The sequence below is a fragment of the Bradyrhizobium sp. NP1 genome (assembly GCF_030378205.1).
Taxonomy (GTDB): domain Bacteria; phylum Pseudomonadota; class Alphaproteobacteria; order Rhizobiales; family Xanthobacteraceae; genus Bradyrhizobium.
The window spans coordinates 1,109,453-1,135,885 of the sequence record NZ_CP127385.1 but is presented as its reverse complement, the minus strand read 5'-3'; the positions used below and the strand labels follow the sequence as shown (position 1 = coordinate 1,135,885).

Genomic DNA, 26,433 nt, shown 5'->3' with positions numbered 1-26,433 from the left:
CCTCAAATTCGGCGACCGACGTGCGGATCCAATAGGTCCCGCAGACCGTCACCAAGCATGTTGATCGACAACACCGTCGCAGCCAGAAAGAGACCCGGATAGAGAATGACCCAGAAGCCTAATTGCACCACGGCGCGTCCTTCGGCCATGATGTTGCCCCAGCTTGGGGTATCGGGCGGCGTGCCTGCGCCAAGAAAGCTTAGATAAGCCTCGACGATGACCGCGGAGGCGCAGATGTAGGTAGCCTGAACGATCAAGGGGGACACGATATTTGGCAAGATATGCCGAATGATAACGTAAGGGGTAGGGGTTCCAATGGCCTTCGCGGCCTCGATATAGGATTGCTCTCGAACCCCCAGTACGAGCGAACGAACCAACCTCACCACCCGTGGGATCTCGGCGATTGAGATGGAGACGATGATGGCGCCGATGCTGCCCTTCGTCATGGTCGCAATCGCAACCGCGACGAGAATCGCCGGGATCGCCATCAGTCCATCCATGATGCGCATGACGACGAAATCGAACGCTCGGATATAGCCGCTTAGAACACCGACGACGAGACCTATTAATACGCTTGCGGCAGCGACCGTGACGCCGACCAGCAGCGAAACGCGTCCGCCCCAAAGGGTTCGGCTGAACACGTCGCGACCGAGCGCATCCGTACCGAAAAGATGCAGGAAGGAAGGCGGCCGCAATCGTTGTCCAGGGGAAATATCAAGCGGATCGTAAGGCGACAACACGGGAGCTGCGATCGACAGTGTCGCCAAGACCAGCATGAGGACAAAACCGATCGAGATAGCCGGATAGCGGCGAACGAATGCCATCAGATCCGGCACTTGCCACGTCGCTTGAGCTCGGATCGAACCACCAGATATTTCCGCCATGTCTCAATCCGCCTGGTATTTTATTCTGGGGTCGAACAGCGTGTAGGTTAGATCAATCGCCAAATTGAGCATGACGTACGTCGCCGAAAATACCAGCGTGATCCCCTGAATAACCGGATAGTCTCGATGAAGGATGGAATCGACAGTGAGCCGGCCGAGCCCCGGTATCGCAAATACGCTTTCCGTAACGACGGCGCCGCCAATCACAAGCGCAAGGCCGCCACCTATCGTCGTGACGATCGGGATGGCCGCGTTCTTGAGCGCGTGCAAAAGCAGGATGCGGGCGGTGCCGAGGCCCTTGGCATTCGCAACAAGAATGTATTCCTGACTTAGCACTTCGATCAAGGTTGCACGCGTCATGCGGGCAAGAAAGGCGATGAATACCAAGCTGAGTGTTACAGTTGGCAGGATGAGATGGCTGACGAACGGCCAGATGCCCTCTCCCAGACTTGCGAAGCCTTGCACCGGCAACAGTTGCAAACGCAACGACAACACGACGACCAGAATGTATCCGACCAAGAACGCAGGCAGAGAGAAGGACGCAACCGTGAGTGCCATGACGGCGCGATCGATCCATTGTCCTTTTTTCCAGGCCGCCCAAACACCGATAGGTACGGCAACAAGGACTGAAAAGATCATTGTCGAAAGGGCCAACGACAATGTGGGCTCGATCCGCTGTCCGATCATTCGACTAACCGGCGTCCCCGAAAAGATCGATACACCGAGATCGCCGCGAAGAATTCGAAAGAGCCAATCGACAAATTGAGTGACGATCGAGCCGTCCAGCCCCAGTTGAGTGCGGATACGCGCGACCTCCGCTGGGGTCGCCAGATCTCCAGCAATCATCGCCGCTGGGTCCTCAGGCGTAAGATGCAGCAGCAGGAACACGAACAGCGCGACCACTCCCATAACCGGTATCGTCGCCAGTATTCTGCGGATGACATATCGGATCATTGCAGGTTTGCCCGCTCGATTCGCTAATTCACGTTTTTGTCAAGTTCCAGAACACCGGGATAAACGTTGCTCCGATGTTCTGAACCGATGCACGCGTAGCAACCGGTCGCGAGAACTGGCCCCATGGAACGTACGGCACCGTCTGGTAGAACCGCCGTTGGATTTGCTTCGCGACATCCAATCGCTTTGCAGCATCCGGTTCCTTTGCCCACGCGAAGCGCAACGTCTCGATTTCCGCGTCACACGGCCACCCCGGACCTGCATCGTCGCAGCTTGACACGAGAAAGCTGTTCGCCATCGGCGTATCGATGTTAAAACTGAAATCGAGCGTGTGATAGAGATTCCATCCTCCTTGGGCGGGGGCCTCGCGTTTTAACCGCCTGCCCAACAGCGTGCCCCAAGCCATCGCTTGCAGATCAACGTTGACACCGATCTTGCGGAGGCTCTGGGCCGTCACGGTGGTTGCTGCATCCATGTCGGGGATATCCGTCGGATGCAAGACAACGAGCTTCTCACCATTGTAGCCCGCCTCCTCGAGCAATGAGCGCGCGAGCTTCGCGTTTGGCGTGAGATAGTCAGACGCACCGACGTCAGTTTCGAGCGGCGTGCCACAGAGGAATATCGCGCCACAATGCTGATAATACATGTCGCGGGGCACCCCCAACGTCTGCATATACTGGTTCTGATCAACCAGATGCAGCAGTGCCTGGCGAGCCTTCGGGTTATTGAACGGAGGATGCAAGCTGTTCGGTCGAATCCAGCCTTGAGCGCCCCAGGGATCGACCTTCACCAACTTCAGATCCCTGCGTTCTTGGACGATCCCCACGAGGTCCAGCGGCGGGTATTCGAAATAGTCGATTTCCCCCGTCTGGAGCGCGGAGAGCGCCACATTCGGATCCGGGAACGAGACCCATTCCACGCGTTGGATTTTCGGGATTTTTGCGCCCGAGAGGAAATCAGGAGGCTCGGACCGGGAGACCCAGTGCGGGTTACGCACATAGACCGACTTGCTGCCTGGCACCCACTCATCTTGCTTGAAGATGTAGGGGCCGGAGCCGGTTGCATCCTTGATCGCAACGTCTGGACTAGCACTTGCGATGCGCGCGGGCATGATGAACGGAGCGTAGGTGCCTGGCTTGCCGAGCGCTTCCAGCACCATGCCGAACGGCTTGGTTAACTTGAGCTGAAAGCGATCGTCCTCGATCGCGGTCAGCTCGCTCGCCTCCATCAGCATTCGCCCCAAGCCATCCTTCTTGCCCCACCGCTGAAGCGAAGCGATGACGTCGCGAGACGTTACGGGTGCGCCGTCATGAAATCTCAGACTTGGACGCAATTTGAATACAAAGGTCTTTCCGTCCTCAGTGACGGTGTATGTATCGACCATCTGAGGCCGGGGTACGCGTTTTGAGTCCAGGCTAAACAGGGTGTCGTACACCATATAGCCATGCATCTGGGTGTTGCGTGCGATGGTGACGATCGGGTCGATTATTCGCAGAGGCGAATGAATAACCACGCGCAGCACGTCGTCAGCAGCGCGCGCTAGGCGGACGCCTTTGAAAACTGAAGATGCAACTCCGAGAGTCGCCGTTGCAAGAAGGCGCCGCCGCGTTACGGTCATTATGGTCCCCTCTCCAGAATGAGGCGCAATCTGCAACTATCCGGGCTGCCGGGATTTCAACCCTACAGGCTCGACTGTCCCCGTCGGGGTGCACAGAGCCGTCCGCAGATATTGCGCGCGAAGCCAGCTCGATCTCGCGATCAGCGCAAACGCAGCCGACCTTGCGAGGCCCGGCCATGTGGTTAACGCGCTGTAGAATGTGGAGAGACGCTGGGTATGATCCGTCAGTGGCCGCTCTCTTCTTTCCCAGAGATTCAATGCATCCGGAACGTTGGACTCCTCATCGAGCGCAACCGCGAGACCGAGCGCGTTCATCATCGCGCACGCCCCTCCTTGACCGAGATTGGGCGCCATCGCATGCGCGGCGTCGCCAAGAATAGCAACGCGCCCCCGAGACCAATGTGGAAGCTTGACGACCTGGAACCGATCCCATCGCGCGTCACCGTCGAGCCTGTCGATGAGCCCCTCGAGGCACGGGAAGGACGCCTTCCAGAGGCCCTTATCGATCGGGATCGATTTTGCTGCATAGTCTCGATCCAATGTCGTGAGCGCGACATAAAGCTCAGTTTCGCTACATGCTGCGACTAGTACACGCCGGTGACCCGACCAATATTCGATATTCTTCGCGCCGTCCGGCGACGCGACTTCGGCGGGAGTTCTGGGGATCATGATGCGAATGGCGCCATCAGCGAGCCATTTTCGGTGGCAAGGCACTCCAAGCCTGTCGCGCATTCGCGAATGCACGCCGTCAGCGGCGATTACGAGATCGGCCTTGATCGTAGCTCCGGTCGCAAGAGTGATAGCGCCACGCTTATCGACGGAGACCACCTCGGAGCTTGTGACGATTTCTGCGCCGGCACGCTCGGCAGCATTTGCCAATGCGGCCAAGACCTGCTCGCGGGTGACCTCGTACATCCGGGTCGCATATCTGACATTGGACGTCGTTCGACCTTGGGCGTCCCGAGTCTCACGCTCCAAGCCGCGACGCGCCTGACGGATGGCATCCTCTTCGGCTCCGATCGCTTTGAGCACCCGGAGTCCATTCTCGAAAATCGATAGCCCGGAACCGACGGCACGCATTTCAGCAGCCCGCTCATGAACACGGACGGTCCAACCGCGCGCACATAGCGCGGCGGCTGCCGTAAGGCCGGCAAGGCCCGCCCCCACAATTTCAGCGTGTCTGACTGACATTGCGGCACCTCTTGGAGAGCGAATTAGCAGGACCTCGTTCCAGGATACAACGAAGACACACCGACCGGCTCGAGTCTTCGTACGACGGGCGATACGGACCTATCGTCCGGCTGTCAGAGTCTGCGGCAACCCCAGAGCGGCAACCGATGAGGGCCCCATCGTTGCAGCAAGACGCAGCTAAGCCACCTTTTCGCACCGAGTCTCCTAACCCTTGAAATTTGTCATTGCATATGTGTTTGCACATTATAGTATCGATAACGCGATTGCAACAGTATTCTGATCAGCCCCCGCACACTGCATCCACCGGAACTCACAGCGTGCTTTGAAACTGATGACGGAGCAGATGTTGAAGAGAGCCGAAATTGCCGGAGCCGGGATCGCCGGCCTTACCGTTGCGATTGCTTTGGCGCAGCGCGGATGGAGAGTTCGTATTCACGAACGCAGCGCGACGCTCCGTGAAAGCGGCGCCGGCATTTACATCTGGGAAAATGGCCTGCGGGTTCTTGAGGCATTGGATGCGTATGACAAGGCGCTCGACGGCTGCCATCGCGGGTTTATGCGCGAGACCCGAAACGACAAGAATCAAGTCGTCGCGAGTACACGATGGGGCGGAAGTTCCGGACTTCGAGTGGTCTCGATCGTCCGTCAACAGTTGCTGACGGCGTTATTGCGCGCCGCGACGAGCGCTGGCGCGAAGGTGCTGTTCGGCTCGGAGGTGATCGGCGCCACGCACGACGGTACCGCCTTGCTCGCAGGCGGAGATCGAGCCGAAGCAGACCTCGTGATTGCCGCCGACGGCGTCAACTCGAGGATTCGCGACCAGTCTGGCCTGCTGAAGGCTCGCAGGAGGTTAGCTGATGGCGCAATTCGTCTGATGATTGAGCGTACACCGCTGGAGCGCGAGACCGAGGCGGGAAAGAAATACGTCGAATATTGGTCGGGCACGCGAAGGGTGCTCTACACGCCATGCAGTGAGACCAAGCTCTACCTTGCGTTGACGGCGCTCGCTACGGATGAAGCAGCCAAGACTATCCCGCTTCGCAAAGATGTCTGGAAGGGTTCTTTCCCCCACCTTGCGGCCTTGTTCGACCGAGTAGGCGCTGAAGGTCGGTGGGATCAGTTTGAAGCCGTGAAACTTCGGCGATGGTCACGCGGGCGTGTCGCCATCATCGGTGATGCTGCCCATGCCCAAGCACCGAATCTCGGGCAAGGCGGTGGCTGCGCGATGATGAGCGCGCTTGGACTAGCGGTCGCCTTGCAGGAAAGTTCGACTATTGAGCAGGGCTTAATGCTCTGGGAGCGACGCGAACGAGCGTTGATCGACAGGACCCAGACAATTTCGTCCCTTTACAGCCGCATAACAACATTTCCGCCAATTGTGCGGGATGCTGCACTGTCGCTCGCTGGCCGATCGTCCTGGCTGGTGGCCCAGCGCATGAGAGCTGCCAATCATCGCCCAACTGGAACCTATTGAGCATGTCATTTGATGATCTTCCTGAGCTCCCTCCCCTCATTCATCCCGCAGCCAAAGGATACGCCGAACGCTGCATGGCGTGGACGAGGGAAGTACAGGCCCGCGAACGGGTCACGGTCGACGTAGCCTATGGCAAAGACTATTGGCAAAAGTTGGATGTATATACGCCTGCGAACGCAAAAGGCGCGAAGCTGCCCGTTGTTGTTTTCTTTCATGGCGGTGCATGGACGAACGGCACCAAGGAGTGGATGGGCTTCATGGCACCTCCCGCGCTGGCGTATCCGGCGATCTTCGTTACTGCGAACTACCGTCTCGCGCCGGCATGCCGGTTTCCTGGCCCGTTCGAGGATTGTTGCGATGCTGTGGCCTGGGTGTACAGGAGTATCGGCGAATACGGCGGCGACCCGGAACGGATATTCGTCGGAGGTCATTCCGCCGGAGGCCATCTGGCGGCCTTGACCGCACTGCGTCACGATCGCCTCGCGGCCCGCGACCTTCCTCCGGCTGTGATCAAAGGTTGTTTGCCGATCAGCGGGTCGTTTGATCTGCGTATCCCCGGTTCAACAACCGATAGATCGGAGACGCGTATGAGCGAACTCTTCCTTTCCAATTCACACGATGCGGAAGCGGCAAGTCCCATTCTCTTTCTTACGCACCAGTCTCCGCCCTTCCTCGTAACATACGGAAGCGACGACTTCCCGAGATTGATTAAGCAAGCGGAGGAGATGGCTGCCAAGATGAAGCAACGGAAAATAGCGTGCACCGTCCTGAGAATCCAAGACGCCGACCATTTTGAGGTCAACGAACGTTGTCGGCATGCTCACGGCGAATGGAATCGCACGGTGCGCGACTGGATGCTCCAGATTGGATGATGCCTCCCCGTATTGGAGATTGCTCCGTGGATCGGACGGCGAGCTTGTTGGTTCGCCTGTCCTGTTTCTGATCGGCCTCTTGCCAGCCCAAAGAAGCCCCTAGCTCTGGGCTCTCCCACAGCAATCCGGTTGAGCTAGCGGACAGCGAGCAACTTGATAGGACAAGCGGGTCCAGATCGACGCTTCGCACGCGTTAATAGCCCTCTCATTGACCGCCTAAAAGGGGGGCGGTACGAGAGGGCCTTTTTGCAATCGCACTCAAGGACCGAACAGAGCCAGGTAACTTGATTTTCAGCAACGCGTTACACGTGTGACGCCTTCCGCATCAGCTTGAAGGACGCTCCCAAAATCTTGGAACATTTCCGGTCGACGGCCAGACTTGCGGAAAGAGATCGCAGCCGAAACGGTCTCCGTGGCGGATTCCGGGATCCCAGATTGGCTTGGGTCCGACACTGCGCACAGCGTATTTGGCATCGTCACCGGCGTATCGAAACGCGATCGCCCGTCGTCGCCGGTCAGACGAGGAATTTCCTGGCGCGCCATGAAGCACCAGCAGGTTATGGAAGAGAGCATCACCAGGTTCAAGATCAAAATGCACGATATCATAGTCCGCCCTATTTGCCTCGATATCTGGCATTGGGGCGAATTCGTCCGTGTTCTCATTCTCGCCGGTCGTGAAGCCAACGGGACGGTACCAAATCCCCGCACGATGCGAACCGCGAACGTATTCAAGAGCACCGCTCTCCAGCGTCACTCGGTCAAGGGGTATCCATACCGAGCACACTTGCGTTCCGTCATACCAGCCATACGGCTGATCTTGATGCCACGGCGTCGGATCAGGGGTATTCTGCTCTTTGGCAAACATGACGTCGGCCATCAGATGAGACACGCTTGAGCGCATCAATTGCGCCGTTATGGACGGAATTGCGGAATCCGCCTGCAGCTTCCAGAACGCCTGGTTACGCGTCCACATAAACGTGTCGTAGGCGAATTTGCCAGCGCGAGCCTGTGGCCCAGGGTGCGCAAGTACGTCTTCCATGGCGTCTTCTAGTTCAGCAATCCGGCTGGGATCAAGCACCCCTCTCAAACAGACGACACCATCCGCTTCATAGCGCTCGATATCCGAGACGCTAACCTCGTAGTAGTTCGCAGATTTCATGACCATCCTCCACAATAAACCTTGCTTATGCATTTGCGCCCACGAGCGGCTTGCTCGACCCGCTCGTACTTAGCTGCTCACAATGACAACCGGCGATCGTAGGATATCAAGCCAACCCCACCCATCCACTCCTTAACCGCCTCGTAGACAATAGTGCGGCTTGGAGCTCCGTTGAGCGCGCCCATCATCATCACCCACATTGCGATCTCGTGGCCACCATTGCCGCCATCCCTCTCGATTTCCTCATAGGTCATTTCGAGGAGCGACTTCTTGTCGCCGCGTTCGAACGCGGCCAGAACTTCCTTGTCCCACTCGACATTGATCAGGTTGCGCCCGGACGCAGCCATCTCGGCTTCGCGTTTGTGAATGAGGTCTCGTACGCCCGGATCCAGCTCACGACCACCCGGTCCAACCCGCTGCACCTTAAGCATTCGCCGATTGAGCTCATCATCCTCTGGGCCGTCCTCTTTGGCGAACGGCGGCCAGTGCGAGATGCCGCCACTAGCGATCAAGGCGACGCGCTCCGGCCGACGCGCGATCACTCGACCGATCACTTCTCCCAAGGCATAGCATCGGGCCATGCTCGGGAGTGGCGGTGCGAGACAGTTGGTGAAAATCGGAACGATTGGGAGATCGCGCTCCGGACGCAGGAATTTGAAAGGCATCAGCATGTTGTGGACGAGCTCCACCGAGCCGGAGCGATACAGGTCAAATCCGCTATTCACAGCCTCGCGATAGATATCAGCCGCATAGTCCGCGTTTCCCGCGATACGTCCGCGCTTCATTTGGAGCCAGTTTTCGGCACTGGCGGGCGGGCCCCAATGATCATCGGCGATGCCGATTGAAAACGTCGGCATGTTGTCCAGACCGAACATGTCGAAATGATCGTTGATCAACCCGATCACAAGTTCGGGACGCGCCTCGTCGAGGATTGCCCGCGCTTCGGCGAATCCCGCCATTAAACGCTCGACTTGCTCCTTAGGAGGATCTTCCAGCCCATTTCCAAGGCCCGGCGTATGGGTCATGGCAAATGCAGCTACAGCTCGTCCCGAAGGTTGATTGCGCTCCATAATGTCCCTCTTCAATAAAGGCCTAGGCGAGTTGCCGACGAAAATCGCTAGGCACCACCCGAAAGGCACATGCAGGGTGCCTTTACATGTATTTACATATGCTGTTGCAATTTCGCTGTCAATAGTTTTTACCTGGAGGCGGGGAACCTTGTCGGAGCGCCCTCCGCATTGGTTTTGCGGGCTTGTTCCCCCAGGAAACGATTTGCGCTTCTGCTCCTCGCAAGAAAAAGGTGCGGCTCTTTCGATGATAAACATATGTACATTCGTACTAAACACTTCATCCCACTGGGAGTTACCCCATGAGCCGCAATCACGCCGCCGCGGCCGAGCCGGAAGGCCGCACCCAAGAACCGCGGAGCATGCGCGGGTACCTGCCGCACTATCTCAGCCGCCTCATGAACATTCTCAATCTGCGGCTCCTCGAACACTTGCGGCCTCTCGACCTCACGGTGCAACAATTCCGAATCATGCAAATGCTCGACGCGCGAAAATCGGCGAGCGTCGGTGAGATCTCGCGCGACACAGTCATTGAGCAATCTGTGGTCAGCCGTATCGTCGGCCAGTTAGAAAACCGCGGCTACGCTTCGCGAGCCAAACGCGCTGACAATGCGCGTATCGTTGATGTACGCCTAACGCACGAGGGGCAAAAGATCTACGGAGGGATACCGCCGCTCTCTATGGCCATAGTTGACGATGCGACGGGCGTCCTGAGCACCGCAGAAAAGGTCCTTCTTGAGGAATTCCTGGAGCGCATCTTTGATCACCTTGCAACACCTCGGTACCCCTGGCTTGATTCAAAGCGGTAATCTTTGCGTTCAAAGCGAGCAGGTTCGTTCGACGTCGCGGATTACACACGAGGCAACGATTCGTCGAGCTTGACGCCGTCGTCACAATTCGATCTGTCATTTCGATGAGAAAGCGGGTGGAATCGACGGCATGCGCGAGCTGACTTCGCGCTTCGGTCACTTCGTGGTTGACGTCAATCCCTGAAATCCGGACCGAATCCGTTGCCGTCACAGCCAAATTTTCCAGGCATGCTCATCGATCGTCTTCCTAAACTCTACTAACGCCCCGGTCGCCCTCCGCTTCCGGACATCGAACAAGTGAACGCAAACTGCTTTCCACATATGGCCTCAGATCGTCGCAACGGTTTTCATTGCGCCATCAAGAGCGACTCCGCTTTCGTCAAGGAGAGCGGCCTGACGCAAACGCCTAAGCCAGGCCGCTCCATCCTCGCGGTCGACCAGCATCGGCAGTGCGGACATAACCGTGTCGAACTTCGAATGCCCCCGCGCATACGTGTCCGAATACCCTTTAATCAGCCGGCGGCAGCACAGCACCTCGACGGCGAGATCGTAATTCTTCGCCAGGATATCCGACGCCGACCCAAGCCACGCCTCACGATGACTCGTCTCCTGTTGGTATCGAAGCGTCCCCCGACGCCACCTGCGCATTCCGGAAACGATGTACAGGCCCGTGAACCAGAAGAGAGTACCGGTCCGAACGCGCCGACCTCTATTGACCAGCGCGTCGAGTCGGGTGAACAGCCGCGGTCGCGCTTCTATCCAACGACCGAGCCGCCTCGGTAACGCTCCGCACACTTCCTCCATGCGAGGGTGCATGTACTCGGTCGTGTAGACAATCTGGTCCTTCTTCGCGCCAACCTCTTTGCGCACCCTTTCGAAACGCGAAGCTCTGACTTTGATCTCGGCGACGCGGATGACGTCGTCAAACGCCATAGCCACCGCGGTGTATTTCGCCGCCTGCAGCGTGAATGCATAGCCCTTCGCTTCGCCGCCGCTCTCGCGATCGCGCGCATACAGTGCTTCGATCCGGTCGAGATACTCACCTGCGTAGGCCGGATCTTGAAACTCGGTAAGCCTTTTGACGCCGGCGAAGAGAAAGCCGTGAACGGCTTCGGGAAATTCCCGAATGCGGTTCGCTAGACGATCGAGGACCGGGTGCCCGGCTCGTTCGGGCAACTCGTCGAAACGCTTGACCGGCGCCGCCCTTACCTCGTCCCTGGGTCTGTGTCGTGTGCGCTCGTGCGCGGCGTTGAAGGCGCTGATACTGGCATCAGCGCCCTTCCCTCCTGCGAGGATCGCTGCTTCGAATGCCGCTTTTGCGAAGGGTAGCACGTCGGCAGCCGCGAGCGCACCAAACAGAGCGGCCGAGATCACGCTCCCGCTGCTGAGCGCGAGCGACTCCATATCGAACGCAATCGTTCTTTTGGCGGCGAAATCCGTCGCATCGACCACCACCTCGAGATCGCCGATGCCGTCACCTGGCTGCTCCTTCTCGCCGACGGCGAAGGAACGGTGCGTCGACGCGATCAGAACTGTCTTGTCGGGAGCGACAAGGCCCCGCATCACGGAACGGCCAGCCTCCATGAATTCTGCCGCGATTACTACGTCGACGTCGCCCGGCGTTGGCATTAGCGACAATATCGGCTGCGCCCCGTCGCGGGCCTGCAACATCTCGACATAGTAGAGGGTTGCGCCGGTGCGCTGGGCGACACCGGGAACGGACGTCGACTGCGCCACCCAGCCCTGCGACTCCGCCAGCGCCACGATCCAGTCGGCCAACACGCCCCCGCCCTGGCCACCCATCGCGAGGATGGCGATGCTGACGGGCCTCACCGTCGAGAGGCGGCTGGAAATGGCCATTTTCGCGTCGATCTTCGCCTCCTCAGTCCACAAAGACGATCCGGCCGCCACGGCGGCGGCCCTGCATCCACCCGATCACCGCGCTGCGGATCCGATACAAGAAGCGGTCCCAACCGGTCGGGTTGTGAATGATGTCGGCGCGGTAAAACGAAGGGCAGAGAACCGCGGCTTCGGAAACCTCGCCGCAGTTTCCGCAACCCACGCAGCTATTGTCGATCGCCGCCACCGGATCGTCCCTCAATGGATCCTCAGTATGCTTGACCGAAAGGGACGGGCATCCGGATAGTCTGATGCAGGCGTGATCGCCAGTGCAGACCTCCTCGTCCACGCCGAAGCGCTCCTTCACCATCCGCCTTCCTGCCTTGACGTCGATGGCGAACTGAGGCTTCACGCGGCGCTGCTTGTTCAGCATGCACTCCGACGACGCTACGATGATCTTGGGGCCCTTTTCCTTCGTCGTAAGCGCCTCGCGCAGCGTGGCCCGCATCTTAACGACATCGTAGGTCCAATCGATTTGGCGCACCCACGTCGCGCCAATCCCGCGGACGGCGTTGACGATTGAGTTGTTGGTCTTCCGGCGGGAGTTGAGGGCGCGGGACGACAGGAGGTCCTGCCCTCCGGTTGCTGCAGAATAATAGTTGTCGACAACAAGGATGACGCCGTCATGCTTGTTGAAAACGGCGTTGCCGACCGAACTCGCGAGGCCGTTGTGCCAGAAGCCGCCGTCACCCATCACGGAGATGGAACGTTTTCCGGCGTCGACGTTGAAAGCAGACGCGGAAGCTGGACCCAGACCGTAGCCCATGGTCGTGCTGCCGATGTTGAACGGCGGCAGGATCGAGAAGAGATGGCAGCCGATGTCGGCGGACACGTGATGTTCGCCGAGTTCCTTCTCGACGAGTTTCATCGCAGCGAAGATCGGTCGCTCTGGACACCCGATGCAGAAGCCCGCAGGGCGCGCCGGCACCACATCCGCGAGTGCCCTCACCCTTGGATCGGCGAGGACCGGGGTCGCATCGGGAAGCGGCGGGCGGTTTCTGAGAAGAAGGGGTTGGTAGGATTCGAGAAAGGCGTTGATGCCATTCATGAGGACGGGCGGGGTGTATTCGCCGCCCATCGGCAACACACCCTTCCCTGTCACCATGGTCTGGATGTCGCGGCGCCGAAGTATCGTATTCAGTGACTGCTCGATGTATTCCGGCGCGCCCTCCTCGATTATGAGGACGGCTTTCTTATTTGCACAGAACTCCGCCATCTGATCGTCGATCAACGGGTAGGCGACGTTAAGGACACAGAGGGGGATAACCGAGTTGCCGTAGACGTCAGCAAGACCGAGTTGCTGGAGGGCCCGCATGACGCCGTTGTACACGCCGCCGACCATAATGATGCCCACTTCGCCATCTGAGGGCCCGAAGAATTCGTTGAGCCTCCGGCTCTTGATGAACTCGACCGCCGCAGGCCAACGCTTCTCATGTTTTTGCTTCTCGTGATGAAAAGACGCAGGAGGCAGCACAATACGATTAACGTCCCGAACTGGATTCTCGAGCGCTTGCTTGAGCGTATAGGCAGGTCGCTTGTTGTTCTTTGCCGTGAACTGGCCATGCACATGGCAACTGCGGATACCGACCTGCAACATGACCGGTGTGTTGGACGCTTCAGAAAGCTCGAAGCCGACTTCAACGGCCTCAACGATCGAGGGAAGATTGGGGCGCGGATTGAGGAGCCATATCTGCGATTTCATCGCAAAAGCATAGCTGCGCTCCTGCATGATCGACGAGCCTTCGCCGTAGTCCTCGCCGATGATGACGAGGGCGCCACCCGTAACGCCCCCCGAAGAGAGATTCGACAGCGCATCAGAAGCGACATTTGTGCCGGCAGTCGATTTCCAGGTGACGGCCCCTCGCAAAGGATACATAACCGAGGCCGACAACATCGCGGCGGCTGCGGCCTCTGACGCCGACGATTCGAAATGGACGCCGAGATCTTCCATGACGTCCTTCGCATCGACTAAAACGTCCATCAGATGCGAGATCGGCGAACCTTGGTATCCGCCAACGTAGGATACTCCAGACTGCAGCAGTGCTTTGCTGATCGCGAGAATACCTTCGCCCCTAAAGATATGCCCGTCTCCGAGCCTCAAATCCTCGACCTCTCTGGCAAACGACCGCTCAGCCATTTAAGTCCCTCGCACTGCGTCGTGGATCTCGCTACATGTAAAATCATATGTATTTCTTACAACCTGTCAACGAAAATGAGCTTCTATGGACAAAAGCAAGTTCTTGGCACTTCTGGGGCGCTCTAATCGAATGAATTTGCATGTTTTTGTGTGTTTCGATTGCGCCAAGAGATACCAATCCGAGAGCCTTCTCGCGCGAGCAGATCGGCAGGGTGAGTTGTGGGCGCGATTTCAATAAACGGCCCCACTAAAAGTGGTCGGTGAGCGCCTCCAAGAAAGTAGATATCCCGTGAACGACCGAGTGCCGACCCTCATTTCAATCTTTGAATGATCAAAGGTTGTCAAAGGGACCGTCCGTCTGGAGACGGTACCTGTGCCGATAGAGAATTGCGGAAGGAGCAGGCATGAACGACGGCGGAAATGCCGCCGATAACGATCCGCACGAGATTCGCTCGGCGAGATCGGGCTACGGCACGTCGCGCCCTATCTGATGAATCGGATCATGGGAGGCTACAAATCCCTCCTACGTGACGATCTTGAAGCTCGGGCCGACGACCGCGCATCGCGCGTTTGGATAACCGATGAGGGCCGGGCAGTATTCGACCGTATCTGGCTTACGATACGCAGGACCTACGAAAGGATGTTCGCAGGCATCGACGCAGCCGCGCACGCCGCTTTCGTGACAACGCCGATCTCCTTCAGCGCCGACAAGCCTTCCGATCGAGGACATACCAAATCATGGTCGTGACTTACTCTGGTGCCGCTCCAGGCTTCTTCAGAACCGCAACGATGCCTTCCAGCGTCCGCAGGAACTGACCCCGCTCGTCATGCCGTTTGAACTTGCATTGATAGCTCAAGCCGATTTGTCGGCCCACGAAGATAGACCCGCCGCGGGCCTTTGTGCCGTTCGCGCAGCCCATCGGCGCCGACCGGCCTTTCGAACGTAGAGCTTGTATAGTCCCCGACCGAGTAGCGCGACGAGCCATGGTTTGGGTTCGCGCCCTTCTCGCGTCGAGCCACCTGCTATGGAATGCCTTTCACCGAGGTGGAGAGAGGTTTCACCACCAATTGGCCCCAGCCCCACCAGCCAGGGCAGTGCTTAACTGTAATGCCCCATAGTTTTCGATGAAAACATATGTATATTCCTATACCCGAACAATGGTTTGTTGAATTGGAGTAGGCTGATGAGCCGCATCCGCAAACGCACTGCTGACTTGAGCGAAAATATGCAGGAGCCGCCGAGTATGCGCGGCTACCTGCCTCATTATCTGAGCCGCCTCATAAACATTCTTAATCTGAGGCTTCTTGAGCACCTGCGGCCTCTCGATCTCACAGTGCAACAATTTCGGATCATGCAAATGCTAGATGCCCGAAAATCGGCGAGCGTAGGTGAAATCTCACGCGACACCGTCATCGAGCAATCCGTGGTCAGCCGCATTGTCGACCAATTGGAAAATAGGGGCTACGCGTTGCGAACAAAACGCCCCGACAATGCACGCATCGTCGACGTGCGCCTCACACGCGAGGGGCAAAAGATCTACGACAGCCTGCCACCTCTCTTTCTGGCCATCGTTGACGATGCGATGAGCGTCCTGAGTTCCGCAGAAAAACAACTTCTCGCGGAGCTTCTGAAACGTATCTTCGATCACGTCGTGACTCCTCGATACCCATGGCTCGAAGGGGCCTCGAAAACGTTGCGCACGACGAGGTAACACGTATCCATCGCCTGCGCCCCGTCCAAGTGTGCGGTTGAACTGTGGCACGCCAATGATGGTTGCGTCTAACAACGGTCGACTAAGAAAGTCGGTATCGATGACTGATGCTGCCGCCCGGCCTGTCGTTCAACGCAGTGAGTGCCAAGGCGCTCGATGCAGCGAAGACGGCGCACCCGCCACGAGATCGGTAACGACGCGCGATACGAGGACTTCGCCAGCCTGTGATTGTGACATCTCGTGAGCTGCCGCATGCACTGCGATGCCACTGATCCTGGCCTATGGCGCAGGCCGAGGTTATGATAAAAGCGATTGGAGACCCAATTGGTGTTGCTCGCTCCAACTAGAGTGTCGAAAGATGGGTCGACCGGCAACTGACTTCATCGCAACGGAAGCGCGTTTTGGCGCCCAGAATTACGATCCGCTAGGCGTTGTTCTGTCGCGCGGCGAAGGCGTCTGGGTGTGGGATACGCAAGGCAACCGTTATCTCGATTGCCTCTCAGCCTATTCGGCGGTGAACCAGGGGCACTGCCATCCGAAGATTCTGGCCGCGATAGTGGAACAGGCGGGCAAGCTGACTTTGACTTCCCGCGCATTCCACAACGACCAACTGGCCTCCTTCTACGAACAGATCGCAGAGCTCACCGGTTCCCACAAGATACTGCCCATGAATAGCGGTGCCGAGGCGGTGGAGAGCGCGATCAAGGCCGTGCGCAAATGGGGATACGAAGTGAAGGGCGTGCCGGATGGGCAAGCCGAGATCATCGTTTGCGCTGACAACTTCCACGGACGCACCCTCGGTATCATCGGCTTCAGCACCGACACGGCCGCACGTGAGCATTTCGGACCATTCGCGCCGGGCTTCAAGATCATACCCTTCGGCGACGCCAAGGCGTTGGAGGAGGCGATAACGCCGAGCACGGTCGGCTTCCTCGTCGAGCCAATCCAGGGAGAAGCTGGCGTCATCCTCCCGTCGCCCGGCTATTTCAAAAGGGTACGCGAGCTCTGCACCGCGCACGACGTGATGCTGATCCTCGATGAGATCCAAACCGGACTCGGCCGTACCGGCAAGTTGCTCGCTGAGCAACACGATGGCATCGAGGCAGATGTCACGCTACTCGGCAAAGCGTTATCCGGGGGCTTTTATCCGGTGTCCGCCGTCCTTTCTAATAACGAAGTGCTGGGCACCCTGAAACCCGGTCAGCATGGCTCAACCTTTGGCGGCAACCCGCTCGCCTGCGCGGTGGCGCGGGCAGCTTTGCGCGCGCTTGTCGAGGAAGGAATGATTGAGAACGCCGCCGTCCAGGGTGCGCGGTTTCTCGATGGCCTCAGGAGCATCCGCGCCAACACGATCCGCGAGGTGCGCGGACGCGGGCTAATGCTGGCAGTCGAACTTTACCCAGAAGCAGGCGCTGCACGTCGTTACTGTGAGGCCCTGCAGGGGAGGGGCATCCTTGCCAAGGACACACATGGACACACGATCCGCATTGCCCCGCCCCTTGTGATCACCAACGATCAAGTTGATTGGGCGCTGGAGAGAATTGGTGCCACCTTGAGACAGGATTTCTCATGATGGACGATGCTTCGCAGTTCAGCGGGGGATCATTGTTGCCAGCGTAGGCTTGACGGTTGCTCACCCCCACCCGCGGGAGAGCATTCTACCTTTTCGATTTTCAAATATTTGTCGATAGCTTGATTGCGCTATCATCGGTAGACGGCTCGAACACGACAACAGGAGACATTAGATGTTCATCGCAATGAACCGCTTCAAAGTGATCAAGGGGTCGGAAGCTGCTTTCGAGAACGTCTGGTTGTCGCGCGACAGCCATCTCGACAAAGTGCCGGGCTTTGTGGAGTTCCACCTTCTCAAAGGTCCTGAAGCAGAGGACCACACGCTGTATGCGTCACATACGGTGTGGAAGAACCGCGCCACCTTTGAAGCATGGACAAAGTCCGACGCTTTCCGCGCGGCGCATCACAAAGCCGGCGATAACAAGCCGCTCTATCTTGAGCACCCGCAGTTCGAGGGGTTCGAGACTATTCAGACGGTGGGAGGCGGCAAAGTCATGGTGGCGTGAAGCCCACGTTAATGAAGTGTGAATGTCTTATGCGACGTAGTTCAGCTTGTTCGCGCGGGATCCCGCTATTCGCCTATCAGCGGACATTCGCCGACATGGTGTTATTGCGTCGCAAATAGCAACGTTGCGCTATGCTGAAACACTTGCTCATCAATGTTATTGGTCACGCTTCCGGGATGTCAAAACGATCACGCACGATCACACGAGCGTGGCGGTGCTTGCCGATGGTCGGACGCGATATTAGGTTCTCGCAGAAATGCGGCGGAACCGGACGACCTAAGCCGGCAGTCGCAAGAACGAGGTCGGTGGTGTAACGCCCGCCGGCCTTTTCTCGTTGGCCCGCATTCCAACCTAGTCCCAATCCCCACGGGCTCCCCCAGAGCCCGCGCCGAAGGCCCTTCCGCTTTGTTCGGCAGCTTCACAGCTACTATGACAGAGTCAGACTTCTCGGGCCCCTTCATCATCGGCTACGGCTCCTCACCTTCCCGACGCGGGCCGGTACCGGCAAACACCGTTCCGGTCAGACCAGAGATCTCCCAGCTTCCGATGCGATCCTTTTGCACGTGATGTGGCCTTGGACCCCGGCAGAGCGTCAGCACCTCGCATAACGGTGCCGTACATGTTGCCTTCGAGCGAATAGAAACCCTCGGCCCCTGCGACATCTGATCTTTCGTGGCTCAATCCCATATCCCACGCAATCACTGCGTACGCTTCGCAGTCACTGTCGCCAGTGACCACGCAACACTCGTTACCAAGCAGGCGCTACCCCTTACTTGGGCCGGACTTTCACCGGCTGGATCGCACCAGCTTGCGGCTGGCGCACTTATTCGATCACCTAGTCGGCGCGCAGCGCGGCAGGAACGATTCCGGTATCGTGAGGCCGAGCGCCTTGGCGGCTTCGAGATTGATAACTAGCTCGAATTTGGTTGGGGTCCCGACCGGGAGTTCGCCTGGGCGCGCACCCCGGAGAATTCTGTCGATCAAAACAGAGGACGGACAATGAAGCGGCCAGGATCGTACACGAAGAAGGTTGCACTTGTCTTGCAAGGCGGGGGCGCCCTCGGAAGCTATCAAGCCGGCGTTTACGAGGCGCTTGCCTCGTCGGACTACAAGCCTGACTGGGTGGCCGGGATCTCGATCGGCGCAATCAATGCCGCTTTGATCGCCGGCAACTCACCTGAAACGCGCGTCGAAAAACTGCGTGAGTTCTGGCGCGCGATCACGACGCCCGCGAGATGGGCCGTACCGATTTCCGGTCTCTTCAATGGCGCGGGTCTGCCCTTCGACCTTGCAAAGCAGATTAGCGCGATGCATGCGCTGCTTCTCGGTCAGACAAACTTCTTCGCACCGCGAAAGCCTGCCGACTGGTGGTTCGGCCGCACGCCGACCAGCTACTACGACACGAACTCGCTCAAATCCACATTGGAGCGGCTGGTGGATTTCGACCGCATCAATTCCAGGGAAATTCGCTTCAGCGTCGGAGCCGTAAACGTCCGGACAGGCAATTTCGTATACTTCGACAATGCGGAGATCGAGATCCGGCCGGAGCACGTCCTTGCGAGCGGCGCGCTGCCGCCGGGCTTTCCCTCCGTGGAAATCGATGGCGAGCACTATTGGGACGGCGGACTGGTATCCAATACGCCGCTCCAACACGTGATCGAGTATTACCCGCGCCGCAGCCATCTCATCTTCCAGGTGGATCTTTTTCCGGCCCGCGGCGCCCTGCCCAGGAATTTGAACGAGGTGGGCGAGCGGGACAAGGACATCCGCTATTCCAGCCGAACGCGGGCGGTTACCGACACATTGCGGCGGCAGCACGATCTGCGCCACAGCATCAACATGCTTTGGGAGAAGCTGCCCGACGATCTGAGGAGCGGCCCGGAAACCGCCTTGCTCGATGAATTCCGCTGCGTGACCACCATGGACATTGTTGAACTGATTTACCGTCCGGAACTCGCGCTAGGACAATCAAAGGACTACGAATTCGACCGCCAGACAATGGAGACACGTTGGGCGCAGGGTCTATCCGATGCTCGTGAAACGTTGATGGCTGCGCCGTGGCTGGAGCCGATGCCGCCGGAGGTGGGAGCGCGCACATTCGACGTTCGCGCGAAGGGTCCGATAGGGGATACCTCGAAGAATTCGTTGAACGAGGCCGGTGGGCAATTGTGACCGCAGCGGCATCGGCGCATGTTCGAACCGCGTCGGGCGACAAGGCATTCGACGAGGCCGCGAGCCGCGGCCTAGCGCTGCCCCTTGGGGATGCCGTCGCCTATGCCGAGAATCAAGTGCGAGAAACGCTCGCAGCGATCAACGAAACGGGTCGATCCAAGCCGTAGACGTTAGTTATACTACAACCAGGTCGAATGTCTGTTGCGGGTCAAACTGAGAAGAACTCAGTGCAAGCATATGTATTCCGCTTTGCCCTCGAACTCGGACATTGCTCGATGCATTCGGCATGTCTCAAAGAGGCCACAAGCGGTCATACGGAAAGTCCAACAAGACGAAGGGAACGGCGCGAATTACCTTGTGCTTGGTTGCCTCTGCCCTGCGATGTGCTAGTACGCGGCCTCTTCAAACAAGGAGCTAACAAGTTGAAAGTTACGAAGGCAAAGAAGAACGGCAAAGCATTGCGTCGCGAATGGACGAAGGCCGACATCAAGGAACTCAAGGCACATTCGAAAGCGAGGACACCGGTCGCCAAAATATCTAAAGAGACAAAACGCACAATTGGTGCGCTACGCCAGAAGGCACTACATCTCGGGATTGGACTCGGGCATCAGCGGTAAACGCCAGCGCGGCGCGGCAGCACTGAGGAAGACAAAACCTGCCGCGCGCCAATTTAAGTTAGTTTCCTAGCCTAGCTCTGTGGATCGCATCTTAGCGGCTCAACCGCGTTAGTGTTTCAGTTGGGTCAAAGGCGGCGTCGCTTTGACCGCGCCTCGGTCATTTCCGCTCTATCCCGATAAGCAGACGTTCTCACTGCCCCTTGGCGTGTCTCTAACGGGCCAATAGCGGACATTGCGTTGTGTTCGAACGCGGCCTAGACCGATCAATCTCACCTTAAGTTGACTGAGAGGAGCGGTTTACTGCCGCTCCGCTACTGGCGTTATTAGGTCCAGGCTCCTCTACTCACTGCTGGTGGAGGAATTTCATATGCGCCATCTAGCAATAGCTCTTCTAATAACGAGCCTCATCACCGCGCCGACGGCGCAAGCCTGCACGGCATTTCGACTTGTCGCCAAAGATGGCGGCGTCGTCTACGGTCGTACGATGGAGTTTGGCTTTGACGTCAAATCGGACGTTGTTGTCGTTCCCGCAGGCACCGAAATTTCGGGCAGCCTGCCGACTGGCGGAAAAGGGATCACCTACAAAACCAAATACGGCATGGTGGGTGCGACGGTCGTTGGGCTGCCGGTGATTGTCGATGGCATCAATGATCAAGGCTTGGCGGTGGGGTTACTATATTTCCCGGGCTATGCCAGCTACCCCGAGGCAATGCCGGAAAACAAATCGCGGGCCATGGCGCCGCATGAATTGGGCAACTGGATTTTAGGAAACTTCGCGACTGTCGATGAAGTTAAGACAGCGCTGAAGGACGTGGTCCTCGTGCCAGTGATGGTCGAGGCCATAAAGCAACCGGCCCCGGTGCATTTCATCGTCTATGACCGCTCAGGCAAGTCGATCGTCATCGAACCGTTGGACAAGACTCTCAAGTCTTTCGACAACCCACTCGGCGTTCTGACCAACTCACCGAACTTCGAATGGCACACCACCAATCTCCGAAACTATTTGAACTTGATGGCTAAGAACGCACCCGCAGTCGACCTCAAAGGCATGAAACTTACGCAGTTCGGTCAGGGTTCCGGCATGTTGGGGCTGCCCGGCGACGCCACACCGCCATCGCGATTTGTGCGCGCTGTCGCTTACTCGCAGAGCGCTATTCCCGCAGAAACAAACAAGGATGCGGTGCTGAAGGCGTTTCACATTCTGAATGCATTCGACATTCCCGTTGGCGTGGTACGGGAGGAACATGAAGGTGAACTTCATACCGACTATACAGTGTGGTCGAGCGTGGCCGACCTTAAGGATCTGACCTGGTCGTTCAAAACATACAACGATCAGTCAATTCGCACGATTGATCTGCGGCAGGCACTTGACGCGGCTAAGGGTCAAGTTCGCCATATTGCTATGGACTCTAAGCAACCAATCGAGAACATTTCCACACGCTTCAAGTGACCCCGCGTGGGTGGGACCGACTCGCTCAATGTCTGCTTTGGGTCATGAGCGGACATTGGCCGATGCTCAAGCGACGTCTGCTCCGCCTCCGAGAGCGGACATTCCATAATTCCGCGAAAAAGGAGCCGCCGCGTTTTCTAGTCGTTACGAAGTTGTTATCGAAATCTAGATAACCCGAAGACACACGCCGCCTCAGGCAAGATGGTGGACCTTCTGAAGACCGTAAACCGGTGTGGGAATGTGTTCCATTCGCGCCTTCAACTGGAGGGACAGAAACTGCGAATAGTGGCGCGACTGGTGCAGGTTACCGCCATGAAACCAAAGCCCCTCCTGCTGCGTCGGCTTCCACATGTTTCGCTGCTCACCTTCCCATGGGCCGGGATCTTTGGTCGTATTCGAGCCTAGTCCCCAGACCTTGCCCACCTTGTCGGCGACCTCTCTGGAGATCAGGTCCGCGGCCCAGCCGTTCATCGAACCGTAGCCTGTGGCGTAAACGACGAGATCGGCCGGCAGCTCGGCCCCATCGCTCAAGATGACGGAATGTTCCGTGAGCTTTTTGACATCGACGCCGCTCTTTAGCTTGATGCTGCCATTGGCTACCAATTCCGAAGCACCGACGTCGATGTAGTATCCGGATCCACGCCGCAGGTATTTCATGAACAAACCGGAATCGTCGTCACCATAATCGAGCAGGAAGCCTGCCTTCTCGAGGCGTTTGTAGTAATCGGCATCGCGTTCCCTGATCGCGTTATAAACCGGGATCTGGAACTCGTGCAGAATCTTGTAAGGCAGTGAAGCAAAGATCAGGTCGGCTTTGGCCGTCGTCATTCCAGACTGGACCGCCTGTTCGGAGTAAAGCGAGGCCAATCCGAGCTCCATCAGCGAGCCCGACTTTACAACGTGGGTCGTAGAGCGCTGAACCATGGTAACGTCCGCTCCGACTTCCCAAAGCGCGGCACAAATATCATGTGCGGAATTATTCGAGCCGATCACAACGGCTTTCTTGTTCTTGTATTTGTCCGGCCCCGGATGCTGCGACGAATGGTGCTGATCGCCCTTGAAGATGTCCATGCCTTCGAATTTTGGTATATTGGGCTTGGCTGACATTCCCGTCGCAAGTACGAGCTGCTTTGGCTTGAGGACGACTTCCTCGCCGTCGCGCTGCACGATAACGGTCCATTCGCGACTCTTCTCGTCGTAAGACGCCTTCTTGCATTCGGTTGAGCCCCAGTAATTGAGCTCCATCACCTTTGTATACATTTCGAGCCAGTCCCCGATCTTGTCCTTCGGCGAGAAGACCGGCCAGTTCCGGGGAAACGGCAGATAGGGCAGATGATCATACCAAACCGGGTCATGTAGGCAGAGTGACTTGTAACGCTTGCGCCAGCTGTCGCCTGGCCTTTCGTTCTTTTCGACGATGATCGTCGGCACATTGAGCTGGCGCAACCGGGCTCCGAGTGCGATGCCGCCCTGACCGCCACCAACAATGACGCAATAGGGCTGACGCGAGTAGCCGAGTTCAGCAGCTTCCGCCTCGCGTTCTTCCTTCCATGTCTTTCGATTACGTTCGGCGCCGTGTTTTGCCCCCATCGGACGGTCGAAGCCAACTGGCTCTTCGTGCCCCTTGAGTTCGCTCATCGTCGTCAGCAACGTCCAGATCCGGCCGTCCTTCAGTCGCAGATGGCCAAAGCCGCGCGCGACTCCGGTTTCGAATTGTATCCAGCTCTCCGTAATTCCATCCGCTTCAGAGGCGTCCTCACCATCGGCGATTTTCCAGTTCGATGGCTTCGTATCGGCGAGCCGCGCCTTGAGCATATCGCGAACCTGTTCCTTGCCCTCCATCGTCTTGATGTTCCAGGTGAAGGTCACGAGGTCGCGCCAGTAGCAGTCCGTCTGAAAGAGATCGACAGCGTGCTCCAACTCGCCGGCGGAGAGCGCCTTATCGAGCGTCTTGAGCAAATCAGACACTTTTCCGTTCGGGGCTTTGTCGAGCATGATGTCCTCCCTCTTGCCGATGGCCAGAGCCTGCGCTCTTTTTCCTTGTTCCAACGAGCTGAACTGGGCGCCGACGAGGGCGGTGAGCTCCCGCGATGTCATTCAATCGTTCAGGACAAACTGGATTTTAGCACTTTGCTGCGAAGAGGCGAACGAGAAACGACGCTATTGGGCTGAAATGCGGGTTGGGCCCGATGATCCGAATTGGTGTTCAAAGCGAAGAGCCGCCGACTTGAAGCTAGGTTCGCCATACGGACATTCCAAATCCAACATTCCGCGAATTGAACCCTCGGCGCGACGATCGGCGGAAGTCACGATTGCCCGAGCGCGATCACTAACCCTGCGAAGCATCGGCCGCTGCAGCGCGCCTCCCCGATTCACTTGCTCCCTCACCGCTCTCAAAGACCTAAGCGAAGCGGCGTTAATAGACAAAAAAGCTCCCACTGCCCGAAGGCAGCCGGGATTCGAAGCGGAGGAAATCGTGACGGCGAGGTCCCGGCCGCTGCGCATGTCGAACGCCCTTCAATCCCAGGGCGGCGGGCCGCGGAATGCCTCGACGAGGAAGTCCACCATGACGCGCACCCTCGCGCTAACATGACGGCGGCTTGGATAGACAGCCAGCACGTCAATCTCCGACATGCGATAGCCGGGCAGCAGACGAACCAATCGGCCACGCCGTAGATCGTCGCCGATCAGAAATGTCGGCTGCCAGATGATGCCGAGTCCCGCCAGGGCTGCCGCGCGCACGGTGTCGCCATTGTTGGTTTGCAGCGACGTCGACACCGCGACCTTATGGGCCCTGCCCGCATCGTCTATCAACCCCCACTCGTCGCCGGTCGCCGAGTAGGTGTAACCGATGCAAACGTGATGCGTGAGATCCTCGGGCGCTTGCGGAGCACCGTGCCGGGCAATGTAGTCGGGCGATGCGCAAACGACGTTCTGCGACGTTGCCAGCTTGCGGCTGACGAGGCTCGGCGATCCGGCGCGAGAGATGCGGATCGCGAGGTCGTAGCCCTCCTCCACCAGATCCACGACGCGATCGGCAAGGCTAATGTCCAGCTGGATATCCGGATAGTGCGCCAGGAAGCGTGGCCACAGCGGCGCCAGATGCAGGATGCCGAAGCTCACCGGCACGTTGACCCGCAGCCGGCCGCGCGGCTGGAGCGCCGAAGACGAGGTGACCGCCTCTGCTTCGGCGACGTCTTCGAGGATCGAGAGCGCACGATCATAGAGGGTCTTGCCGGTTTCCGTCAGCGACAGTCGGCGCGACGTGCGGTTGAGCAGTCGGACGCCGAGGGCTTCCTCCAGGTCGTTGACGTAGCGAGTCACATTGGCGGGTGAGGTGTCGAGCTTGTCCGCGGCGCGGGTGAAGCCTCCCTGAGCAACCACGGCCACAAACACTTCAAATGCCCGAAGTCGGTCCATAGCTGGCCTCATCATTCATAAAAGATGAATGATCCAACCAGTTTCCGTGCCTTTTTCCAAGTCTTTGGTGGGTCTACCTATTCATGTACGAGCCGCGGTTGTCGCGGCTGAAAGAGGAGGACGACGAATATGACCAAGGGTACGGGACGCCTGCAAGACAAGGTCGCCATTGTTACCGGCGCAAGCTCCGGCATCGGCCGGGCCACGGCGAAGCTGTTTGCGGCCGAAGGCGCCAAGGTTGTCGTCGGCGCACGGCGCGAATCCGAGCTTGCGACTCTCGTGGCCGAGATCAAGGCTGGCGGCGGCACGGCGGTGGCGCTCGCTGGCGACGTGCGCCACGAAGCCTATGCCCAGGCGATCGTCGCGTTAGCCGTCAAGACATTCGGCAGGCTGGACGTCGCTTTCAACAACGCCGGCACCCTGGGCGAGGGTGGGCCTTCGACCAGTGTTTCCGAAGCCGGCTGGAACGATGCCATCGCCATTAATCTCACCGGCTCGTTTCTCGGCGCCAAGCATCAGATCGCCGAGATGGTCAAGCACGGTGGCGGCTCCGTGATCTTCACCTCTACCTTTGTCGGCTACAGTTCCTCGTTCCCCGGCGTCGCCGCTTATGCCGCGAGCAAGTCGGGTCTGATTGGACTGACACAGACGCTGGCTGCGGAATTCGGACCGCAGAATGTCAGGGTCAACGCGATCCTGCCCGGCGCGATCGAGACTGACATGTATCGGGAGATGAACGACACGCCCGACAAGACGGCCTTCATCACCAATCTGCATGCACTGAAGCGCGTGGGGCGACCGGAGGAAGTCGCGCGGTCGGTACTCTATTTGGCATCTGACGACTCTGCATTCGTCAGCGGTACCGCGTCGCTGGTCGATGGCGGCCTTTCCATCACCCGCACCTGAGCAAGTTGCAAAAC

At 58.2% G+C, this 26,433-nt stretch carries 21 protein-coding genes; 10 read left to right on the top strand and 11 right to left on the bottom strand.

Translation table 11 applies throughout. The features are described 5' to 3' along the window. Positions 1 to 2: 2 nt before the first annotated feature. Genes QOU61_RS05330 through QOU61_RS05315 form a run of 4 tightly spaced genes read right to left on the bottom strand, consistent with a single transcriptional unit; the run spans position 3 to position 4,647 of the window. A complete protein-coding gene (locus tag QOU61_RS05330) occupies positions 3 to 884 on the bottom strand; it encodes an ABC transporter permease (RefSeq protein WP_289657085.1) in 882 nt (293 codons plus the stop codon). Positions 885 to 887: 3 nt separating this feature from the next. Beyond that, positions 888 to 1,838, bottom strand: coding sequence for an ABC transporter permease (locus QOU61_RS05325; protein ID WP_289657084.1), 951 nt, complete (start codon positions 1,836 to 1,838; stop codon positions 888 to 890). 28 nt (positions 1,839 to 1,866) lie between these two features. Continuing rightward, complete coding sequence (locus QOU61_RS05320; protein WP_289657083.1) at positions 1,867 to 3,456, bottom strand: ABC transporter substrate-binding protein; 1,590 nt, start codon at positions 3,454 to 3,456, stop codon at positions 1,867 to 1,869. Between the two features lie 36 nt (positions 3,457 to 3,492). Next, a complete protein-coding gene (locus QOU61_RS05315; protein ID WP_289657082.1) occupies positions 3,493 to 4,647 on the bottom strand; it encodes an FAD-dependent oxidoreductase in 1,155 nt (384 codons plus the stop codon). 331 nt (positions 4,648 to 4,978) lie between these two features. Here QOU61_RS05315 and QOU61_RS05310 point away from each other — a divergent pair, with 331 nt between their 5' ends. Together QOU61_RS05310 and QOU61_RS05305 are read left to right on the top strand one after the other, a co-directional pair. Next, entirely contained in the window at positions 4,979 to 6,121 is a 1,143-nt protein-coding gene (locus QOU61_RS05310) for an FAD-dependent oxidoreductase (protein ID WP_289657081.1), read from the top strand. A gap of 2 nt (positions 6,122 to 6,123) precedes the next feature. Continuing rightward, the gene (locus tag QOU61_RS05305; protein ID WP_289657080.1) at positions 6,124 to 6,993 is read left to right on the top strand and encodes an alpha/beta hydrolase; all 870 of its coding nucleotides are present in this window, start codon (positions 6,124 to 6,126) and stop codon (positions 6,991 to 6,993) included. 325 nt (positions 6,994 to 7,318) lie between these two features. Here QOU61_RS05305 and QOU61_RS05300 read toward each other — a convergent pair whose 3' ends face one another. Beyond that, a complete protein-coding gene (locus tag QOU61_RS05300; RefSeq protein WP_289657079.1) occupies positions 7,319 to 8,152 on the bottom strand; it encodes a phytanoyl-CoA dioxygenase family protein in 834 nt (277 codons plus the stop codon). Between the two features lie 77 nt (positions 8,153 to 8,229). Then, positions 8,230 to 9,477 (bottom strand): DODA-type extradiol aromatic ring-opening family dioxygenase, encoded by a 1,248-nt coding sequence (locus QOU61_RS05295; protein WP_289657078.1) that lies wholly within the window; start codon positions 9,475 to 9,477, stop codon positions 8,230 to 8,232. A 44-nt stretch (positions 9,478 to 9,521) separates the two neighbouring features. On the opposite strand from QOU61_RS05295, the gene QOU61_RS05290 reads away from it, so the two are divergent. Further along, positions 9,522 to 10,028 (top strand): MarR family winged helix-turn-helix transcriptional regulator, encoded by a 507-nt coding sequence (locus QOU61_RS05290; RefSeq protein ID WP_289657077.1) that lies wholly within the window; start codon positions 9,522 to 9,524, stop codon positions 10,026 to 10,028. 327 nt (positions 10,029 to 10,355) lie between these two features. On the opposite strand, the gene QOU61_RS05285 is transcribed toward QOU61_RS05290, so the two are convergent. Both QOU61_RS05285 and QOU61_RS05280 read right to left on the bottom strand, forming a co-directional pair. Then, on the bottom strand, positions 10,356 to 11,888 hold the full coding sequence (locus QOU61_RS05285) for an indolepyruvate oxidoreductase subunit beta family protein (protein ID WP_289662278.1): 1,533 nt from the start codon (positions 11,886 to 11,888) through the stop codon (positions 10,356 to 10,358). A 22-nt stretch (positions 11,889 to 11,910) separates the two neighbouring features. Beyond that, the gene (locus QOU61_RS05280; protein WP_289657076.1) at positions 11,911 to 14,064 is read right to left on the bottom strand and encodes a ferredoxin family protein; all 2,154 of its coding nucleotides are present in this window, start codon (positions 14,062 to 14,064) and stop codon (positions 11,911 to 11,913) included. 1,184 nt (positions 14,065 to 15,248) lie between these two features. On the opposite strand from QOU61_RS05280, the gene QOU61_RS05275 reads away from it, so the two are divergent. From QOU61_RS05275 to hmuQ, 3 genes are all read left to right on the top strand, one after another. Further along, positions 15,249 to 15,776 carry a MarR family winged helix-turn-helix transcriptional regulator gene (locus QOU61_RS05275; RefSeq protein ID WP_289657075.1) on the top strand — a complete coding sequence of 176 codons (528 nt, stop codon included), beginning with the start codon at positions 15,249 to 15,251 and terminating at the stop codon, positions 15,774 to 15,776. A gap of 358 nt (positions 15,777 to 16,134) precedes the next feature. Continuing rightward, a complete protein-coding gene (gene rocD / locus QOU61_RS05270; RefSeq protein WP_289657074.1) occupies positions 16,135 to 17,349 on the top strand; it encodes an ornithine--oxo-acid transaminase in 1,215 nt (404 codons plus the stop codon). A 172-nt stretch (positions 17,350 to 17,521) separates the two neighbouring features. Continuing rightward, positions 17,522 to 17,854 (top strand): heme-degrading protein HmuQ, encoded by a 333-nt coding sequence (gene hmuQ, locus QOU61_RS05265; RefSeq protein WP_289657073.1) that lies wholly within the window; start codon positions 17,522 to 17,524, stop codon positions 17,852 to 17,854. Between the two features lie 831 nt (positions 17,855 to 18,685). Here the strand turns inward: hmuQ and QOU61_RS05260 are convergent. Then, on the bottom strand, positions 18,686 to 18,838 hold the full coding sequence (locus QOU61_RS05260; protein WP_289657072.1) for an ABC transporter substrate binding protein: 153 nt from the start codon (positions 18,836 to 18,838) through the stop codon (positions 18,686 to 18,688). Between the two features lie 15 nt (positions 18,839 to 18,853). Between QOU61_RS05260 and QOU61_RS05255 the strand changes: the two genes are divergently transcribed. The 3 genes from QOU61_RS05255 to QOU61_RS05245 all read left to right on the top strand — a co-directional run bounded on the left by QOU61_RS05255 (position 18,854) and on the right by QOU61_RS05245 (position 22,093). Beyond that, positions 18,854 to 20,026 carry a patatin-like phospholipase family protein gene (locus tag QOU61_RS05255; protein ID WP_289657071.1) on the top strand — a complete coding sequence of 391 codons (1,173 nt, stop codon included), beginning with the start codon at positions 18,854 to 18,856 and terminating at the stop codon, positions 20,024 to 20,026. A gap of 422 nt (positions 20,027 to 20,448) precedes the next feature. After that, entirely contained in the window at positions 20,449 to 20,643 is a 195-nt protein-coding gene (locus QOU61_RS05250) for a hypothetical protein (protein WP_289657070.1), read from the top strand. Between the two features lie 367 nt (positions 20,644 to 21,010). Next, the gene (locus tag QOU61_RS05245) at positions 21,011 to 22,093 is read left to right on the top strand and encodes a linear amide C-N hydrolase (protein WP_289657069.1); all 1,083 of its coding nucleotides are present in this window, start codon (positions 21,011 to 21,013) and stop codon (positions 22,091 to 22,093) included. 192 nt (positions 22,094 to 22,285) lie between these two features. On the opposite strand, the gene QOU61_RS05240 is transcribed toward QOU61_RS05245, so the two are convergent. Both QOU61_RS05240 and QOU61_RS05235 read right to left on the bottom strand, forming a co-directional pair. Next, positions 22,286 to 24,088, bottom strand: a complete 1,803-nt coding sequence (locus tag QOU61_RS05240) for an NAD(P)/FAD-dependent oxidoreductase (RefSeq protein WP_289662276.1) — start codon at positions 24,086 to 24,088, stop codon at positions 22,286 to 22,288. A gap of 522 nt (positions 24,089 to 24,610) precedes the next feature. Beyond that, complete coding sequence (locus tag QOU61_RS05235; protein WP_289657068.1) at positions 24,611 to 25,513, bottom strand: LysR family transcriptional regulator; 903 nt, start codon at positions 25,511 to 25,513, stop codon at positions 24,611 to 24,613. Between the two features lie 129 nt (positions 25,514 to 25,642). Between QOU61_RS05235 and QOU61_RS05230 the strand changes: the two genes are divergently transcribed. Further along, a complete protein-coding gene (locus QOU61_RS05230; RefSeq protein ID WP_289657067.1) occupies positions 25,643 to 26,419 on the top strand; it encodes an SDR family oxidoreductase in 777 nt (258 codons plus the stop codon). Positions 26,420 to 26,433: the final 14 nt, after the last annotated feature.